The sequence below is a fragment of the Phenylobacterium sp. genome, from assembly GCF_965229015.1.
Taxonomy (GTDB): domain Bacteria; phylum Pseudomonadota; class Alphaproteobacteria; order Caulobacterales; family Caulobacteraceae; genus Phenylobacterium.
The window spans coordinates 2022059-2039547 of record NZ_CBDDIM010000001.1; the positions used below are offsets into that span (position 1 = coordinate 2022059).

The 17489-nt window shown below is 70.9% G+C and carries 21 protein-coding genes; 14 read left to right on the plus strand and 7 right to left on the minus strand.

Annotated elements, in window-relative coordinates; translation table 11 throughout:
- The first annotated feature begins 66 nt into the window (after positions 1 to 66).
- From ACO06I_RS10175 to trxC, 8 genes are all read left to right on the plus strand, one after another.
- Positions 67 to 1440 (plus strand): spinster family MFS transporter, encoded by a 1374-nt coding sequence (locus ACO06I_RS10175; protein WP_421932452.1) that lies wholly within the window; start codon positions 67 to 69, stop codon positions 1438 to 1440.
- Positions 1441 to 1532: 92 nt separating this feature from the next.
- Positions 1533 to 2297 (plus strand): ATP-grasp domain-containing protein, encoded by a 765-nt coding sequence (locus ACO06I_RS10180; RefSeq protein WP_421932453.1) that lies wholly within the window; start codon positions 1533 to 1535, stop codon positions 2295 to 2297.
- Positions 2298 to 2323: 26 nt separating this feature from the next.
- Positions 2324 to 2680 (plus strand): hypothetical protein, encoded by a 357-nt coding sequence (locus ACO06I_RS10185; protein ID WP_421932454.1) that lies wholly within the window; start codon positions 2324 to 2326, stop codon positions 2678 to 2680.
- A 6-nt stretch (positions 2681 to 2686) separates the two neighbouring features.
- Positions 2687 to 3295 (plus strand): SOS response-associated peptidase family protein, encoded by a 609-nt coding sequence (locus ACO06I_RS10190; RefSeq protein ID WP_421932455.1) that lies wholly within the window; start codon positions 2687 to 2689, stop codon positions 3293 to 3295.
- 62 nt (positions 3296 to 3357) lie between these two features.
- Positions 3358 to 3627: a DUF1778 domain-containing protein gene (locus tag ACO06I_RS10195; protein ID WP_421932456.1), complete on the plus strand. Its 270-nt coding sequence runs from the start codon at positions 3358 to 3360 to the stop codon at positions 3625 to 3627.
- Positions 3628 to 3630: 3 nt separating this feature from the next.
- Positions 3631 to 4149, plus strand: coding sequence for a GNAT family N-acetyltransferase (locus tag ACO06I_RS10200; protein WP_421932457.1), 519 nt, complete (start codon positions 3631 to 3633; stop codon positions 4147 to 4149).
- A gap of 106 nt (positions 4150 to 4255) precedes the next feature.
- Positions 4256 to 5599 carry a hypothetical protein gene (locus tag ACO06I_RS10205; protein WP_421932458.1) on the plus strand — a complete coding sequence of 448 codons (1344 nt, stop codon included), beginning with the start codon at positions 4256 to 4258 and terminating at the stop codon, positions 5597 to 5599.
- Between the two features lie 71 nt (positions 5600 to 5670).
- Positions 5671 to 6108 carry a thioredoxin TrxC gene (trxC, locus tag ACO06I_RS10210; protein WP_421932459.1) on the plus strand — a complete coding sequence of 146 codons (438 nt, stop codon included), beginning with the start codon at positions 5671 to 5673 and terminating at the stop codon, positions 6106 to 6108.
- Here the strand turns inward: trxC and ACO06I_RS10215 are convergent.
- Together ACO06I_RS10215 and ACO06I_RS10220 are read right to left on the minus strand one after the other, a co-directional pair.
- Positions 6105 to 6482: a c-type cytochrome gene (locus ACO06I_RS10215; RefSeq protein ID WP_421932460.1), complete on the minus strand. Its 378-nt coding sequence runs from the start codon at positions 6480 to 6482 to the stop codon at positions 6105 to 6107. The genes trxC and ACO06I_RS10215 overlap by 4 nt on opposite strands.
- 68 nt (positions 6483 to 6550) lie before the next feature.
- The gene (locus ACO06I_RS10220; protein WP_421932461.1) at positions 6551 to 6913 is read right to left on the minus strand and encodes a DUF983 domain-containing protein; all 363 of its coding nucleotides are present in this window, start codon (positions 6911 to 6913) and stop codon (positions 6551 to 6553) included.
- A 195-nt stretch (positions 6914 to 7108) separates the two neighbouring features.
- Between ACO06I_RS10220 and ACO06I_RS10225 the strand changes: the two genes are divergently transcribed.
- Complete coding sequence (locus ACO06I_RS10225; RefSeq protein WP_421932462.1) at positions 7109 to 8482, plus strand: PLP-dependent aminotransferase family protein; 1374 nt, start codon at positions 7109 to 7111, stop codon at positions 8480 to 8482.
- Here the strand turns inward: ACO06I_RS10225 and ACO06I_RS10230 are convergent.
- Positions 8479 to 9396 carry a hypothetical protein gene (locus ACO06I_RS10230; protein WP_421932463.1) on the minus strand — a complete coding sequence of 306 codons (918 nt, stop codon included), beginning with the start codon at positions 9394 to 9396 and terminating at the stop codon, positions 8479 to 8481. The genes ACO06I_RS10225 and ACO06I_RS10230 overlap by 4 nt on opposite strands.
- A gap of 102 nt (positions 9397 to 9498) precedes the next feature.
- Between ACO06I_RS10230 and ACO06I_RS10235 the strand changes: the two genes are divergently transcribed.
- Entirely contained in the window at positions 9499 to 9747 is a 249-nt protein-coding gene (locus ACO06I_RS10235) for a GlsB/YeaQ/YmgE family stress response membrane protein (RefSeq protein WP_421932464.1), read from the plus strand.
- A 48-nt stretch (positions 9748 to 9795) separates the two neighbouring features.
- On the opposite strand, the gene ACO06I_RS10240 is transcribed toward ACO06I_RS10235, so the two are convergent.
- Genes ACO06I_RS10240 through ACO06I_RS10250 form a run of 3 tightly spaced genes read right to left on the minus strand, consistent with a single transcriptional unit; the run spans position 9796 to position 11234 of the window.
- Positions 9796 to 10077, minus strand: coding sequence for a hypothetical protein (locus ACO06I_RS10240; RefSeq protein WP_421932465.1), 282 nt, complete (start codon positions 10075 to 10077; stop codon positions 9796 to 9798).
- 2 nt (positions 10078 to 10079) lie between these two features.
- Positions 10080 to 10604 carry a DUF1003 domain-containing protein gene (locus ACO06I_RS10245; RefSeq protein WP_421932466.1) on the minus strand — a complete coding sequence of 175 codons (525 nt, stop codon included), beginning with the start codon at positions 10602 to 10604 and terminating at the stop codon, positions 10080 to 10082.
- A 3-nt stretch (positions 10605 to 10607) separates the two neighbouring features.
- A complete protein-coding gene (locus tag ACO06I_RS10250; RefSeq protein ID WP_421932467.1) occupies positions 10608 to 11234 on the minus strand; it encodes a hypothetical protein in 627 nt (208 codons plus the stop codon).
- A 201-nt stretch (positions 11235 to 11435) separates the two neighbouring features.
- Here ACO06I_RS10250 and ACO06I_RS10255 point away from each other — a divergent pair, with 201 nt between their 5' ends.
- The 4 genes from ACO06I_RS10255 (at position 11436) to ACO06I_RS10270 (ending at position 17206) form a co-directional block, all read left to right on the plus strand.
- Complete coding sequence (locus tag ACO06I_RS10255; protein WP_421932468.1) at positions 11436 to 12782, plus strand: spinster family MFS transporter; 1347 nt, start codon at positions 11436 to 11438, stop codon at positions 12780 to 12782.
- Between the two features lie 282 nt (positions 12783 to 13064).
- On the plus strand, positions 13065 to 13667 hold the full coding sequence (locus ACO06I_RS10260; RefSeq protein ID WP_421932469.1) for a hypothetical protein: 603 nt from the start codon (positions 13065 to 13067) through the stop codon (positions 13665 to 13667).
- 155 nt (positions 13668 to 13822) lie between these two features.
- Positions 13823 to 16243, plus strand: coding sequence for a beta strand repeat-containing protein (locus ACO06I_RS10265; RefSeq protein ID WP_421932470.1), 2421 nt, complete (start codon positions 13823 to 13825; stop codon positions 16241 to 16243).
- Positions 16244 to 16300: 57 nt separating this feature from the next.
- Complete coding sequence (locus tag ACO06I_RS10270) at positions 16301 to 17206, plus strand: DsbA family protein (RefSeq protein ID WP_421932471.1); 906 nt, start codon at positions 16301 to 16303, stop codon at positions 17204 to 17206.
- On the opposite strand, the gene ACO06I_RS10275 is transcribed toward ACO06I_RS10270, so the two are convergent.
- Positions 17149 to 17376, minus strand: coding sequence for a hypothetical protein (locus tag ACO06I_RS10275; RefSeq protein WP_421932472.1), 228 nt, complete (start codon positions 17374 to 17376; stop codon positions 17149 to 17151). The genes ACO06I_RS10270 and ACO06I_RS10275 overlap by 58 nt on opposite strands.
- Positions 17377 to 17489 lie beyond the last annotated feature (113 nt).

A 17489-nucleotide genomic window follows, 5' to 3' on the forward strand; every position in this document is an offset into this window, starting at 1 on the left:
TGGCCGAAGCGCGCGGGCGCCGTCTAGTGTCGGCAACGATCAAAAAAATCCGAGGAAACCCCCATCATGACCGAGGCGTCCGCCCCGGCCCCTATCGGCGCCACGATTTCCGAGCCCACGGTTCCGGCCGTGCCCTTGGTCTCCGACGCCTACCGCCGCTACGCCCTGGTGATCCTGCTGGCGGTCTACACGCTCAACTTCCTCGATCGCCAGATCGTCACCATCCTGGCCGAGCCGATCAAGAACGACCTGGGCCTGGCCGACTGGCAGCTGGGCCTGATGACCGGCCTGGCCTTCGCCGTCTTCTACACCGTGCTGGGCCTGCCCATCGCCCGCCTGGCCGAGAGCTTCAACCGAGTGTGGATCATCGGCGGGTCCCTGGCCGTCTGGTCGGGCTTCACCGTGCTCTGCGGCCAGGCCACCAGCTTCGCCCAGCTGGTGGGCGCCCGCATCGGGGTCGGCATCGGCGAGGCCGGCTGCACCCCCACCGCCCACTCCCTGATCGCCGACTATGCGCCCAAGGAAAAGCGCGCTTCGGCGCTCGCCTTCTTCTCCATCGGCACGCCGCTGGGGGGCCTGCTGGGCCTGGCCATGGGCGGGCTGATCGCCGACGCCTATGGCTGGCGCACCGCCTTCCTGCTGGCCGGCGTGCCCGGCCTGATCTTCACCTTCGTGGTCTTCTTCACGATGCGCGAGCCCCGCAAGGCCATGAGCGTGGCCGCCGCCAAGGCCCACGCGCCGGGCAAGGGCCACTTCGCCGCCACCCTGAAATACCTGCGGGCCAAGCCGGTCTTCTGGCTGATCGCCTTCGGGGCCGCCGTGAAGGCCTTCATCGGCTACGGCCACGCCCCCTTCACCGCCTCCTTCTTCCTGCGCAACCACACCGCCGAGGTGGCGCAGCTGGCCGACAAGTTCGGCGTCGGCTCGGTGGGCTTCATGGGCCTGGCGCTCGGCCTGATGGGCGGCACGGCGGGGATCATCTCCTCCTGGGCCGGCGGCGCCATCGCCGACTGGGCCGCCAAGCGCGACATCCGCGCCTATATGAGCGTCCCGGCCGTGGCCTCCCTGATCTCGCCGGTGATCTACGCCACCGCCATCCTGATGCCCTCGGCGGCCGTGGCCCTGTGGCTGCTGATCCTGCCCGGCCTGCTGGGCTCCCTCTGGTACGGCCCGGTCTACGCCAGCGCCCAGAGCCTGGTGCCGCCGCAGATGCGCGCCACCTCGGCCTCCATCCTGCTGTTCATCATCAACCTGGTGGGGCTGGGCCTGGGGCCGCTGTTCGTCGGCATCCTGTCCGACATCCTGGCCAACGGCCCGCTGCAGCTGGGCTCGGCGGGCGGCGTGAAGTGGGCCCTGATCCTCTCGGCCTTCCTGGGCCTGATCGCCACCGGCCTCTTCTGGATGGCCCGGCGCACGATCCGCGAAGAGATGGTGTCCTGAGGCGGGTCGCCTATCTGACCTGCGCCGACTGCCTGACCACGGCGGAGACGCGCAGGCCCGACGCCTATGAGCAGGACCGGGAGCTGGCGGCGATGGCCCCGGCTTTCCAGGCCCGCGGCTGGTCGCTCACCGAGGCCGACTGGCGGGCCTGCGACCCGGCCCGGTTCGACCTGCTGCTGATCCGCGCCACCTGGGATTATATCGACCACGAGGCGGAGTTCCTGGCCTTCCTCGACCGGGCCGCCGCGCTGGCTCCGGTGGCCAACGATCCGGCCGTCGTCCGCTGGAACCTGTCGAAGCGCTATCTGCGGGAACTCGCCGCCAAGGGCCTGCCGGTTATTCCGAGCCTGTTCGTCGACGAACCGACCCCGGCGACGGCGGCCTTCGAGGCCTTCGGCGGCGAGGAGATCGTGCTCAAGCCGGTGGTGGGCGGCGGCGGCTTCGGTCAGACCCGCCTGACCCGCGGCGAGGCCCGGGACGTCGTCATCCCGCCGGGCCAGTTCGCCCAGCCCCTGGTTCCGGAGATCATGACGGAGGGCGAGCTCTCCTTCATCTTCATCGACGGCGACTTCTCCCACGCGGTGCGCAAGCTGCCGGGCGGCGGCGACTACCGCATCCACATCATCCACGGCGGCGCCGAGCAGGCCTACGCGCCCAGCCCCGCCGAGATCGCCGCGGCCCAGGCCTTCGTCGCCGCCCTGCCGGTCCCGGCCCTGGCCTGCCGCGTGGACGTCATCCCCACCGCCGCCGGCCTCCTGCTGATGGAGCTCGAAGCCATCGAGCCGCACCTGTTCCCCACCTATGGCGCGCAGCTGGGCGAACGGATGGCCCAGGCCTGCGGGCGGCTGTTGGCCTAGATGGCGGCGCGTGATCTAGTCGGGCCATGTTCAAATCAATCCTCGCCGCCACCCTGGCCCTGGTCATGGCCGCCTGCGCCCCCGCGCCGCCGCCGCCCGTCGTCACCTCGACCGGCCCCGATGTCGCGCAGTGCGCCGCCAAGGGCGGAACGGTCCGACCCGTCTGCCGCATGCAGAAGCCCGCCTGCGTCATCGCCTATGCCGACGCGGGGAAGACCTGCGCCGACAAGTCCGACTGCCAGGGCCGTTGCCTCTATCGCGGCGAGGCCCCCGCCGATCCGGCCGCCGCCGTGACCGGCCAGTGCCAGGCCAATTCCGACCCCTGCGGCTGCTTCACCACCGTGGTGAAGGGCCATGTCGGCCCGGGCATGTGCGTGGACTGACGGCCCGTGTGCAACGAGTACGCCCGCAAGAAGTCCCTCGACGAGCTGCTGGCCGAGTTCGCCGAGGTCTATGGCGATAGCCCGCTGTTCGCCTGGGAGAACGACCACACCCCCAACGACCTCTCGGGCAAGGCCAGCGTCAGGATCCGCGACACCGCCCCGGTCTTCCGGCTGTCGGAGAACCGGCTGGTGGGCTCCATGACCCCGTGGGCCTGGCCCGGTCCCGGGGGCAAGCCGGTGTTCAACTTCGTCTCGGAGAACCGCGACTTCTCCCGCAACGACCGCGTCCTGGTCTTCGCCGACGCCTTCTATGAGTACACCGCCCCCGCCGCGCCCAAGGTGAAGCTGAAGGACCGCCACGAATTCAAGCTGGCCGGCTTCGACTGGTTCTGGATGGCCGGGATCGTCAAGGACGGCTGCTTTTCCCTGCTGACCACCCGGCCCGGCCCCGATGTCGCCCCCTATCACGACCGGGGGATCATCCCGCTGACCCCCAAGGCTGGCCTCGACTGGCTGACGCTCGCCCGCCCCCAGCAGGAGATCCTGGCCCCCCCGCCCGCCGGCAGCCTGACCCACACCCTGCTGCGCAAGGACGGCGCAGACCTGGCGGCTTGACCTCACACGTCTTGTTTCGCACGGCGCTTTGCCGTACATTCAAGACCCGGAGGAACGCCACCATGACCGCCGCGCGCGAGCTGAAGAAGGAACGGATCGAGCTGCGCGTCGCGGCCTCGGCCAAGGAACTCATCCAGCGCGCCATGGCGGTGAGCGGCCTGACCGCGGGGGATCTGGCCTATGAGGGCGCCCGGCGGGTGCTGGACGAGCACGAGCGGATGGTGCTGACCGGCGCCGATCGCGAGGCCTTCCTGGCCGCGGTGACCAACCCGCCCGAACCCACCGATCGGCTCGTGGCCGCTCTGCGCCGGCGCCGTGAGCAGTTGGGCTGAGGCTTGGCCCTCACGATCCAGCCGCTTGGCAAGGCGCACGATCGCAGCGTCTTCCACTGCGGCCACGACGCCCTCGACAGCTGGTTTCGACGCCAGGCGGGGCAGGACGCGCGCCGCGATGTCGCTCGCGTCTTCGTCGCCGTGGATGACGACCTGGGGATCGTCGGCTTCTACAGCCTCGGCGCCTTCAGCCTCGCCATCACGGACTTGCCGCCGCCCCTGACCGACAAGCTGCCGCGCTATGACGCCATTCCCGCCGCGCTGATCGGCCGTCTGGCCCGCGACACGCGGGTGCGCGGTCGGGGCGTGGGGGAGTTGCTCCTGGCCGACGCCATCGCGCGCGTCCTGGAGGCCGGAACCCGCCTGGGCATCTTCGCCATCCTGGTGGACGCCAAGGACGCCCCCGCGGCGGCCTTCTATCAGGCCTTCGGCTTCCAGCCCTTCCCGTCCCGCCCTCAACGGATGTTCCTGCTCACCGCCTCGGCCCGGGCGGCGATGGCGCGACTCCAGGCGCCGCCTTGACCTGGCGCATGGCGGGCCCAGGCCGTTCGGATGATCCTTCACCCTTCCCGCGCCGGATTTCGTCCCCCATATGACCGCCAGCCCCCCAGACCCGAACGGCCTTCCCATGACCGAGGATTCGAAGACGAGCTGTTCGCAGGGGTCCGGCCCCCTGCAGGATCGCCTCAACCGCGACTGCTTCTGCATCGATGTGGACGAGGCCAGCGTCTGGCGCGCGGTGGACGAGGCGGCCGGCGGGGTGATCTCCGGCCAGGCCCTGGCCCAGGACCGCCCCAACCTCTTCTCCACCGGCCCGGCCTTCCTGTCCCAGGCCCAGGTGAACCAGATGGAGGCGGTGGTCGCCGCCATCGAATCCGTCGCGGAGATTCCGGCCTTCCAGGACGCCGTCCTGGCCTGGGCGCCGCAGGCCGCACGCATCGCCACCGGCCCGCGTGGCGCCTTCATGGGCTACGACTTCCACCTGACCCCGGACGGCCCCAAGCTGATCGAGGTCAACACCAACGCCGGCGGGGCCTTCCTCAACGCCCTCCTGGCCCAGGCGCTGCTGGCCTGCTGTCCGCAGGTCGCCGCGGTGACCGCCCCGCGCCCCCTGGCCGATTTCGAGGACGCCGTTTGGGCCATGTTCGAGGCCGAGTGGCGGCTGCAGGGCCGCTCCGGCAAGCCCGCCCTGGTCGCCATCGTCGACGAGGCGCCGGAGGGCCAATACCTCTATCCGGAATTCCTGCTGGCCCAGGCCTTCTTCGAGCGGCGCGGCGTCGAGGCCCTGATCGTCGATCCCTCCGAGCTTCGGGTCTCCGACGGCCGCCTCACCGCCGGCGGCGTGCCCATCGACCTGGTCTACAACCGCCACTGCGACTTCGGGCTCGAAACCCCGCAGACCGCCGCCCTGCGGGAGGCTTATCTCGCCGGCGCCGTGGTGGTGACCCCCAATCCGCGCAACCACGCCCTGCTGGCCGACAAGCGCAACCTCGCCCTGCTGTCGGATCCCGAGGCGCTCGCCCGCCTGGGCGTCGGGCCCGACCTGATCGCGGCCCTGGCGGGCCTGCCCCCCGCGCGCCTGGTGACCCCGGCCAACGCCGAGGACCTCTGGGCCGAACGAAAGTCGCTGTTCTTCAAGCCGGCCGCCGGCCACGCCGGCAAGGCGGTCTATCGCGGCGACAAGATCACCCGCGGCGCCTGGGCCACGGTGACGGCCGGCGACTATATCGCCCAGGCCTTCGCCGCCCCCAGCGAGCGGCGGGTGCGCATCCAAGGCGATCCGCAGGTGCGCAAGATGGACGTGCGGCTCTACACCTATGCCGGCAAGACCCTGCTGGCCGCGGCCCGCCTCTACAGCGGCCAGACCACCAACTTCCGCACGCCCGGCGGCGGCTTCGCCCCGGTCGTGGTGGTGGCCCCGGAGGCGGAGGCCTGGGTGGCCGAGGACGGCCAGCTCTGCGCGCCCATTTGACTTGGCGCATGGCGCGAGGCCGCGCGGCGCCTATCTAAGGCCCCGCGCGTTAGCCGCCGGAGGAGATCGCCATGTCCGTCCAGATCGTCTGCGTTCACTGCGACGCCGTGAACCGCCTGCCCCCCGAGCGTGACGCCAAGGCGGGCAAGTGCGGCAAGTGCCACCAGCCCCTGTTCGACGGCCAGCCGGCCAACCTGACCGGCGCCCGTTTCAAGAAGCACGTGGCCGGCAGCAGCATCCCGGTGATCGCCGACTTCTGGGCCGACTGGTGCGGCCCCTGCCACGCCATGGCGCCCACCTTCGCCAAGGCGGCGGCGGAACTGGAGCCCCGGGCCCGGTTCGTGAAGATCGATGTCGACGCCAATCCCCAGCTCTCGGCGGAGTACGGGGTGCGCGGCATCCCGGCCCTGTTCCTGTTCCAGGGGGGCAAGATCGCCGCCAACCATGCCGGCGTGGCCGACCTCGGCCTGCTGCGCCGCTGGGTCGATCAGGCCAAGGCCAGCGCCTAGTTCTTTGAGGTCGCCGGATCGCCCTCGGCGCCCTGCCGGGTCTGGATGCGGGTCAGGTAGTCGGAGATGGCGTTCACGTCGTCGGGCGAGAACTTGAACTCCGGCATCTGCGGGTGCCCCACCATGATGCCCTCGGCCAGGGCCTCCCCCAGGCTGTCGATGGGATAGCGCTTGTGCAGGTCGCGGAACAGCGGCGCGGCGGGATTGGGACTGGCGCCGGTGGTCCCGGTGGCGTGGCACTGGCCGCAGTTCTTCAGCACCAGTTCCTGACCCCGGTTGGCGGACTCGTCGGTGGCCGCGTCCTGGGCCAGGGCGTGGCCGGCCAGGCCGAGCGCGGCCGCCATCACAAGACAGGTCAGGGCGTTACGCGACATCGAGGTCTCCAGGCCAAGTCCGCAGAGTATCCCCGAACCCGGCCCCGGAGTCTTGATCCACCTCAACCCTATTGGGCCGTCGGGCCCCGGGCGCTCCACTGCACCCCGATGAAGGCGCCCTTGACCAGCGGCAGCAGGACCAGGGTGGCCAGGGTCACCAGGGACAGGGTGAAGGGCAGGACGAAGGCCAGCGGCGCCTGCCAGATGAAGGGGAAGCAGAGCAGCGGGGCGACCACCAGGTGTCCCACCAGGACGATGGTGAAATAGGCCGGGCCGTCGTCGGCGCGGTAGGCGGCATTGTCATGCCCGCAGGCCTCGCAGGTGGACTGGACCGCCAGATAGCCCCGGAACAGGCTGCCCTCGCCGCAGTTGGGGCAGCGGCGCTTCAGGCCGCGCTTGAAACCCTCGCCGGCCGACCGCTTGGCGTCCATGTCGCGTGATCCTCGAAGTTGGCGCCCATCGGGGCGCAGGCCGGATATAGGACGCCGGCAATCTGCATGCAATATCCAATTGATCGCACGGCGCGGAATCTTACACAGGCAAGGCGTTTCCGGAAAATCCAAGCCCATTTGGGGTTGTCCCCCAGCATTCGGGCCCATACAATGACGAAATGTATGGAGATGAACATGAGCGATGATTGGCGCCCCAGGCTCGATCCGGCGGCGGGGCCGCTCTATCTGGCCATAGCCGAGGCCATCGCCTCGGACCTGACGGCTGGTCGGCTCGCCCCCGGCGCGCGCCTGCCGCCACAGCGGGTCCTGGCCCAGGGCCTGGGCGTCGACTTCACCACCGTCAGCCGCGCCTATGCCGAGGCCGCCCGCCGAGGCCTGGTGGAGGGTCGTGTCGGGCAGGGCACCTATGTGCGAGTCCCCGGCGCCGCCGCCTCGGCCGGCGGCCCCGTCGACCTCAGCATGAACCTGCCCCCGCACTTCGAGGATCGCGAGCTGACGGGGCGGATGTGGCGCGAGATCGCCGAGCTGCAGGCCACGGGCCTGGACCTGCTGCTGCGCTACCAGGAGGCCGGCGGCGCGGCGGCCGATCGGCAGGCCGGGGCCCTTTGGCTGCAGGACCGTCTGCCCGGCCTGGACCCCGAGCGGATCACGGTCTGCCCCGGCGCCCAGAGCGCCCTGCTGGCGGTGATCGGCGCCCTCGCGGCCCCCGGCGAGACCATCTGCGCCGAGGCCCTGACCTATCCCGGCCTCAAGGCCCTGGCCGCCCAGCTCCGCCTCAACGTCATCGGCCTGGCCATGGACGGCGAGGGGATCGTTCCCGACGCCTTCGAGGCCGCCTGCCGCGACCACCCGGTCAAGGCCCTGGTCTGCACCCCCACCCTGCAGAACCCCACCACCGCCACCATGTCCCTGGCCCGCCGCCGGGCCCTGGTCGATATCGCGCGCGCCCACGCCGTCCCCATCGTCGAGGACGACGCCTATGGCCTGCTGCCGGAGACTTCGCCCCCGCCCATCGCGGCCCTGGCGCCGGACCTGACCTTCCACATCGCCGGCCTGGCCAAGCCGGTCTCCCCGGCCCTGCGCATCGCCTATCTGGCGGCCCCCGACAGCCGGTCCGGCGCCAAGGTTCGCGCCGCCATCCGCGCCACCACCGCCATGGCCTCGCCGCTCACCGCGGCCATCGCCACGCGCTGGATCACCGGCGGGACCGCCCAGGCGGTCCGCGACGCGATCCGCCAGGAGGCCCGCGCCCGTCAGGTCCTGGCCGCCCGCCTGCTGCCCGCGGGATCCTTCGCCGCCCATCCCGACGGCTTCCACCTGTGGCTGAACCTGCCGCCCGGCTGGACCCGGGGCGAGTTCGCCCTGCAGCTGCGCGCCACCGGCATCGGGGTGGTGGTCTCCGACGCCTTCGCCATCGGTCCCAATCCCCCGGAGGCCGTGCGCATCGGCCTTGGCGGTCCCGCGCCCCGGCGTCAGATCGACAAGGCGCTCGCCGCCGTCGCCGATATCCTCGACGGCGCCCCGGTCATGACCTCGGCGGCGGTCTAGCTCAGCCGCGTCACCACCGCGGCGCTCTCGATGGGCAGGCTGCCGCCATAGGCGTCGAAGTTGCGGCGCTCGACGCTGTAACCCTCCCCAAGCACCGCCTCCACAAAGGGCAGGGCCGGCGCATAGGCGAAGCGGCCGCCGACCTTCAGCGAGGCCAGGATGCGGCGATAGGCCCGGGCGTAGTCGTAGGCCAGGTCGTGGCCCGCCATGTGGTGATGCAGGAAGTGCAGGGAGAAGCCGAGATGGGAGATCACCGTCCCCCAGATGTCGCGCCCGTAGTCCTGGGTCAGCCAGTCCCCCGCCGCCGTGCCGGGCGCCTGGGCGTCGCGGTCCATGCCGACCGCCTCGATCCCCGCGGCGCGCAGGTGCGCCACCAGGGCGCCGCTCGCCCCGCAGCCGACGTCGAGCACCGGCGTCTCGACCCGGTCCAGGCCGAGGACGGCGAACTGGAGGCCCGGCGAGTACTCCGCCTGCACCGTGTCCCTCAGCCGCGTCCCGAAGGCCACCTTCAGGGCCAGGGCCAGCCGCGCATGGTGTTCGGTGAGCAGTTCGGCCAGACCCTCGACGACCTCGTCCTGGCTCCGCGCCTCGGCCAGCAGCTCGGCGGTGTCCGACAGGCTCTGGGCGTAGGCCTGGGCGAGCTCGGCCCGCGTCTGGGCCGTGGCGTAGAGGAATTGGTTGTGGCGATGCAGCCAGCGCACCAGTTGGTCGGCCAGGTCCCCGGCCGCCACCGCCGACGCGAGCCAGGGCCCCAGCACCTCGCGGTAGGCCCACAGATAGGCCGGCAGGTCCGCCTCGACGGCGGTCAGTTCGGCCTCCTGGGCGGCGACGGTGTCGAGGCTGAGGCTGGCGCCGGCGATCCGCCGCCGGATTCGCCGCCAAAGGCCGATGACCTGGGCTTGAGTGTCGTTCATGCGCCTCGCCTCCCACCTGGCGCGCGCCGACGCAAGCCGATCTGAACCTTGGCCGCGCACCGGCGTTCCCACCCCGTCAGGAAATCAGAGAGGGCTAACATCATGAACGGCGTAGGTATTCTCGGGGCGATCATCATCGGCATTCTGGCCGGCTGGATCGCCGAACAACTCATGGGCCGCAAGCACGGCCTGCTCACCAACATGATCGTCGGCCTGGTGGGGGCCCTGCTGGGCAGCTTCATCGCCGGCGCCATGGGCATCAGCTTCGGCGGCGTCGTCGGCAGCCTGGTGATCGCCACCCTCGGCGCGGTGCTGCTGCTCTTCCTGCTGAGCGCGGTCCGCGGCCGCTAGGGCGCTACAGTGTGACGGGCCTCCTCCGCGCAGGAGGAGGCCCAACGCTCAGATCTTCGACAGCCGGCGCCGATTGGCGCGGACCTTGCGGCGATAGTGCGCCACCGTCCTGGCCGCCGCCCCGTGGGCCGTGAGCCCCAGCCCGCCGGTCATGGCCCGGGCCTGCAGGGCCAGGCCCGACTCGATCTTCTCGCGCACCATCAGCTCCGCCTCGGCCTGGGCCGCCGCCCCGCCCGCCGCCATCTTCAGCGTCCGCAGGCCGATGACCGAGGAGGCCTCGACCCCCAGGGCCCAGGTGTCCATCGTCAGCCGCATCCAGGGATTGCGCATGCTCAGTCCTTGCTCGAGGCGGCGTCCCGCGCCGTGCGGTCTTCAATCTCATTGAGCACAGCCGCCGCGTCGGCGGGCTGGGCCATGGCCTCGGACTCCTCGTCCCGCCGGTCGACGATGGAGGGGGCGTCGCGCCGCAGCTCCTCCAGCAGGGCGATGATCTTGGCGCTCTTCTGCTCATTGAGCAGGGCGAGCTCCAGGGTCAGCGTCTCGCGGCGCTCCGCCAACCGGTCCTCCCGGCGTTGGGTCACCAGGATCAGCACCGCGATCAGCAGGGCCGCCAGGGTCGCCCCCAGTTCGAGGCCCACGAAGTCCGGGTCCGGCCAGCCGGCTGCGAGGCGGTTTCCCGCGATCCAGGCCGTCACCGCGATCACCAGGATCACCATGGCCGCGGGCCGACCCAGCAGGTCGGTCACCGCGTCGATGGCCCGCTGCAAGGGGCTCGCCGCCTGGTCATGGTCCTGATGCAGCTGCGCGATAGCCTCGACCGTCTCCTCGACGTCGCGGGTCAGGGTCTCAGAGCTCATGGGTCAGGGCTGAGGCACGGGCTTCATCCCGCTGGTCTGGATATGCCACTTGCGCTGCTCGGCGCTGGAGCCGGGCACGTCATTGACCCGCTTCAGGGTGATCGGACCCTTCAGGTTGAACTGTTCGCCGGTCTTCAGCCGCCCGAAGGCGATGGCCGGGACCTCGACATAGGACGACCCTGCCGCCCCCTCCATCGGGCCCGGCGCGCCGACATTGCCGTGGTACTGGGAATACTTGTCGAAGCTGGCGGCGAACTGCTCGGCGGTCATGCCGCTGGCCTTGCCGCCGTCGCCCCACAGGGCCCAGGCCTGGGCGTACTTCTTCTCACCGATCAGGGCGAAATAGGTCTGCACCACATCGGCCGCGCCCTGGGCGCTCTGCGGGGTGAAGGGCGCCTCGGAGATCGGCGTGCGGTCGTCGGGCAGGCCGGCGGGCGAACCCGGCGCGGGCGCCTCCACCGGCGCCTCAGGGTCCTGCGCCGGCGTCGGGGCGGGCGTCGGAGCCGGCGCGGCGGGCACGGTTCCGGGGAACTGGGCGGGCGGGGCGGCGGGGGTGGCGGATTGCCGGTTGCAGGCGGCGAGCGCCAGGGCGGCGACGCCGGCGGCGAGCAGAAGTCGGGAAGCGGCCATGGGGGTCCTTTTCAAGTCCATGGGCTCAACGCGCGAGGCGTCGAAGGGGTGCGTCAGTTCGAGGCCTCGCGGACGAGAGGGTCAAGCCGCGCGCTCGGGGAACGGCCCATGACGCCGACGTGATTTCCGGCCCCGTGGCGCGGCGCCCGCATCTGGGCCAATCTGACATCAACGATAAAAAACGTCCTGGGAGAGAACACCATGGTCGACGCCGTCGCCCCGGCTGTGCTGGAGGCCGAGACCCGCTCTCCCTTCGACGCCCGCTACCGGGCCTTCGCCCTGGCGGTGCTGCTGGGCGCCTATATCCTGTCCTTCCTCGACCGCCAGGTGGTGTCGATCCTGGCCGAGCCCATCAAGCGCGACCTGGGCCTGGCCGACTGGCAGCTTGGCATGCTGACGGGCCTGGCCTTCGCCATCTTCTACACCACCCTGGGCATCCCCATCGCCCGCCTGGCCGAGCGGTTCTCGCGCCCCTGGATCATCGCCGGCTCCATGGCGCTGTGGAGCCTGTTCACCCTGCTCAGCGGCCGGGCCCAGACCTTCCCGCAGATGCTGGTGGCCCGCATGGGGGTCGGGTTCGGCGAGGCCGGCTGCAACCCCTGCGCCCACTCCCTGATCGCCGACTACACGCCCAAGGAGAAGCGCGCTTCGGCCCTGGCCACCTATTCCCTGGGCATCCCCATCGGCACCCTGCTCGGCCTGGTGATGGGGGGCCTGATCGCCGACGCCTATGGCTGGCGCGCCGCCTTCCTGGTGGCCGGGGCGCCGGGCCTGGTCCTGGCCCTGGTGGCCGGGGTGTTCCTGAAGGAGCCGCGCAAGTTCATCACCGGCGTCGCCGCCAGCCAGGCGCAGGCCGCCCCGCCGCTGGCCGCCGCCCTGCGCGAGCTGGCGACCAAGCCCACCTTCTGGCTGATGGCGGTGGGCGCGGGCCTGATGGCCTTCGTCGGCTACGGCCAGGGCGCCTTCAACGCCGCCTTCTTCATGCGCCTGCACGGCGACCAGCTCACCGCCCTCGCCGCCCCCTACGGCCTGAAGTCCGCCGGCTATCTCGGCCTGGCGCTGGGCCTGATCGGCGGGATCGCCGGCATGATCGGCACCGTGCTGGGGGGCTGGTTCGCCGACATCGCCGCCCGCCGCGACGCCCGCGGCTACGCCGTGGTCCCGGCCCTGGCCGCCGTCCTGGCCCTGCCCTCCTACTATTTCATCTACACGGTCGCCGACCCGATGACGGCGCTGTGGCTCAACATCATCCCCAGCGTCCTGGGCGCGCTCTGGTACGGCCCGGTCTTCGCCACCGCCCAGAGCGTGGTCCCGGCCCACACCCGGGCCACCGCCGCGGCCCTGTTGCTGCTGGTGCTCAACCTCATCGGCCTGGGGCTCGGACCGCTGTTCGTCGGCGCGCTCAGCGACGGCCTGGCGACCCTGGGCGGGCTCGGCGAATCCGAGGGCCTGCGCTGGTCCCTGATCCTCACCTCGCTGTTCGGCCTGCTGGGCGCGGCCATCTTCTGGATGGCCCGCAAGACCATGGTGCGCGACCTGGTGAGCTGAGGCGGGCTCGCGGGCTTCGATGAGGTCGACGCCATGTATTTGAAGGCGCCGCCGTAGGTTGTGCGCAAAATCAGAAGCTTGACAGCCTTCACATATCGGCGTTCTTTTCACGCGTTGGTTTCGTGAGCATGTCTAGAAGAATATCCGCGCCCATCGAAAGCGCGTGATGTCCTGTTTCGACCTTCGGCGCACGGCGCTTCGTCTGCAATTACAGAACTGGCTACGGCAAAATATTGCCGCGAGTCTCGCTATGCCCAGGCGGTCGCCTGCGCAGAAAGGAACATGCACGTGATTACTCGAGCTTCACTGGCCGACCGGCGCGCGGTCATGCGCGGGGCCGCCGGCCTGTCCCTGTTCAGCCTGTTTGGCGGCGCGCGCGCCCTCGCCGCCCCCATGCCGGACATGGGCTCCGGCAAGATCGCCGCCCCCACCCTCGCCGAACTGGCCAAGTTCCCCCGCCTCGCGCCGGGCAAGCAGGGGGAGTCCTTCGCCGTCGCCCTGCCCAACGGCGAACGGCACATCTTCCGCGTCAGCGGCGGCGACACCGGCCCCGCCACCGTCGAGAGCATCGGCCCCAACGGCGCGCGCAAGACCTCCACCATCGCCGAGAACGACACCCCGGTGGCCATGCTGCGCGGCGGCGGCGCGGCGACCACCGGAACCCAGAAGAGCAGCAGCGGCAGCTTCTGGGGGTGCTACGCGACCTGCATGATCGGCAAGATCGGCCAGGGCGCCTGGAACAACCTCAAGACCAACTGGCTCAGCTGCTGGAACCAGGCTCAGAGCAAGAAGAAGTGGTGGCAGAAGGTGCTGAAGTTCACCCAGTGCATCTTCACCCTGCCCTACGGGTCCTACGCCATCGCCTGCTTCGGCGTCTGCGGTTAGGGTCGATTCAGGCGGGTCGGGGCGCGGAGCCCCGACCCGCCGTTCCGGCGCCCAAGGGCCGCATTGCGCCGCGGGAGCGCCGCCCCTAGCCTTGATCGGCAAAGATTCGCCCGCCGGTTGATCATCGCTTAAGCGTGACCGGCTAGGATCGCCCCATGCCGATCTCGTATCTCTCGGCCGCGCAGATCTCCGCCCTGTCGGTGACCACGCTTGCGCCGCTGTCCGCCACCAAGATGGCCCAGCTCACCTCGACCCAGGTGGGCGCCATCAGCGCGACCGGCATCGAGGCCTTGGGCGTGACCCAGGTCGCGGCCCTCAGCGCCACCCAGGTCAAGGGCCTGAAGGCCACCCAGATCTCGCACTTCGCCGCCTCGGTGGTGTTCGACACCGCCCAGCTCGTGGCCATGAGCGCCTCCCAGGTGGGCGGCTTCAGCACCACCCAGCTGGCGGCCCTGGACACCAAGATCGCCGCCCTGGCCGGAACCCAGCTGGCCGGGCTGTCGGCCACGGGCCTCTCGACCCTGTCGGCCACCCAGGTCAGCGCGCTGAACGCCACCCAGATCAAGGGGCTCACCACCACCCAGATCAAGGGGCTGAGCGCCGCCGACATCGACGAGTTCGACCAGACCCAGCTCGGCGCCTTCACCCCCACCCAGCTCGGCGTCTTCTCCACCACCCACCTGGCCCAGCTGGACGCCACCGAGGTGGCGTCGCTCTCCACCACCCAGGTCAAGGGGCTCAACCCGCTGCAGCTGCGGGACATCGACGCCACCACCATCGGCCGGTTCACCGCCACCCAGATCGGCGCCCTGTCGGCCACCCAGATCGGCGCGGTCACCGCCACCAACCTCGCGGCCCTCAGCGGCGGGGCCATCTCGGCCCTGTCGGCCACCCAGGTCGCCGGCCTTACGGTCACCGCGCTCGGCGCCCTCGACACCACCCAGGTCGCCTCGCTCTCCACCACCCAGGTGGCGGGCCTGACCACCACCCAGGTGAAGAGCCTGGAGGCGTCGGACTTCGACAAGTTCACCTCGGGCCAGATCGCCGCCTTCAGCGCCGCCCAGCTGGCCTCGCTCTCGGCCACCAACCTGGCCTCCCTGGATCAGACCGAGATCCGCGGCCTGAACGCCACCCAGTCGGCCGGCTTCACCGCCACCCAGATGGGCAGTCTGTCGACCACCGACTTCGCCGAGTTCAGCGCCACCCAGGTGGGCGCCCTGACCCCGGCCCAGCTCGGCGGCCTGTCGGTCACCAACCTGACCTCGCTGTCGGCCACCCAGTTCGCGGCGCTCACCCCGACCCTGGTGAAGGGGCTCAGCGCCACCCAGCTCGGCGGCCTCACCACCACCGACTTCGCCCGGTTCGCCCCCAGCCAGATCGTCAGCCTGACGGCGCCCCAGATCGGCGCCCTGTCGGCCACCAATGTCGCCTCGCTGAACGCCACGGTGATCCAGCAGCTCACCACCACCCAGCTCCAGGGCCTGACCGCCTTCCAGGTGCGCAGCCTGGGGGCGGCCGACATCCAGGAGTTCACCGCCACCCAGATCGCGGCCTTGACCCCGGCCCAGTTCGGCTCCTTCTCCGCCACCGCCCTTCCGGCCCTGTTCGACACCCAGTTCGAGGCCCTCAGCGCCGTCCAGATCGGCGCCATGTCGGCCACGGGCCTGGCCTCGCTCACCGACACCCAGCTCGGCTGGCTCTCGGCGACCCAGCTCAAGGGGGTCAGCGCCACGGCGCTCGGCGGCCTGTCGGCCACCGACTTCGGCCGTCTCAGCGCGACCCAGGTCGACAGCCTGAGCGGCGTGCAGCTCGGCGGCCTGTCGGCGACCAATCTCGGCTCCCTCACCCAGACCCAGGTCTCCGACCTCGCCACCACCCAGGTCCAGGGCCTGACCGCGACCCAGCTCTCGGGGCTCTCGGCCACCGACATCGGCGAGTTCAACTTCGTCCAGCTGCGCGCCATGTCGGCCGGTCAGATCAACGCCTTCTCCACCGAGGCCGTGGCGTCCCTGACCTCACTGCAGGTCTCGGCCCTGACCTCCAGCCAGATGAGCGGCCTGTCGGCCACCAACCTCTCGGCCCTGACCTCCACCCAGGTGGCGGGGCTCACCACCACCCAGGTGCAGGGGATCAGCGTCAACAACGTGCGCGGCCTCAGCACGACGGACTTCGCCGAACTGACGGCGACCCAGCTGACCTCGCTCACCGCCGGCCAGGTGGGGGCGCTTTCCACCACCAACCTGTTCGGCCTCTCCAGCACCCAGTTCGGATCCCTGGGCGCCAACCAGATCGCGGGCCTCAGCGCCAGCCAGCTGACGGCGATCGAGCCCGTCCAGTTCGACGCCTTCACCGCCACCCAGATCGCGGCCCTGCCCGCGGCCCAGATCGGCGCGCTCTCCACCACAGTGATCGCGGCGCTCACCACCACCCAGGTGACGGCCTTCACCCCGACCCAGATCCCGCGCCTCAGCGTCACCCAGGTGCGGCAGCTCTCGGCCACCAACATCGCGGCCATGACCCCGGCCCAGGTGAACGCCTTCACGGCGATCCAAATCCAGAATCTGCCTCCGGCCTGAATGTGCTAGACCTTGGCCATGGCCCCGAAAGAGGGCCCGCCAAGGGAAGATCACGCCATGACCACCGACCGTATCGAGGCGATCGAATATACCGACGCCGTCTGCTCCACCGCCTGGGGCGCCGAGCCGCTGCTGCGCCGGCTGGACTGGCGTCACGGCCACCATCTCACCTGGCGCAAGGTCATGGGCGGCCTGGTGGGGAACGCCGCGGCCGGCAAGGACGACTGGGACCGGGTCGGCGCCGCGGTTCCCATGCGGGCCTACTGGAAGCGGGTCTGGGAGCTCACCGGCATGCCCTATCCCAACCCCATGCACCTGATGCTGCAGTCCACCGATCCCCTGGGCCAGGCGGTCAAGGCCGCCGAGCTGCAGGGCCAGGAGGTGGCCCACGCCGTGCTGCGCCGCTTCCGCGAGCAGATCTTCATCTTCGGCCTGGGCCCCCAGACCCCCGACGAGTTCGACGCCGCGACCCAGGGCGTCCCGGGCCTCGACCACCGCCGCTGGCGGGCCGACCAGGCCTCCGAGGCCGTCGCGGCCGCCTATCGCGCCGACTGGGAGGAGACCCGCGCCCCCAACGACCATGTCCGCAACCTCAAGCACGACAGCCCGATGAACGGGGAGCTCAAGCACTCCGAGGGCCATGACCGCTACGCCCTGCCCACCCTCATCTTCCGGGGTCCCGGCGGCGACCAGACCGTGGCGGGCTGGGTCGGCTACGAGGAATATGTCGCTGGCCTCGAGGCCGCCCTGCCAGGCGCCACCGCCGACCCGCGCCCCGACCCGACCCCGGACCAGGCCTTCGCCCGCTGGCCGGTGCTGACCGCCAGGGAGCTGACCTTCCTCTGCGGGGAAGACGCCGAGCCCCCCGCCGACGTCGTCGCCTACGATTGGGGCGACGGCCTGGTCTATTTCGCCCCCGCCGAGGCCCGCGCCCGCGGCCTGGCGGAATCCGCGCCGGCCTGATCCTCCCGCTGATAGGACAGCCAGCGGCAGAGCATCCCGCCCCAGGAGGTGACCATGCCCAGCCCCAGGCAGACCTCCAGCAGCGGGTGGCCCGACACACCCTTCCAGCTCACCACCCCCAGCAGCAGCACGCTGAGGCTGGAGACCAGGTAGCCGAACGTCTTGAGCATCGATCATCCTCCATTGTCAGTCCTCGGATGTCTCAACAGGCTGCGGCCGTCCCTGTTCCGAGGGCGAATTCGATTGCCTGACGCCGCGACAGACGGCGCCTGATCGACGCCGA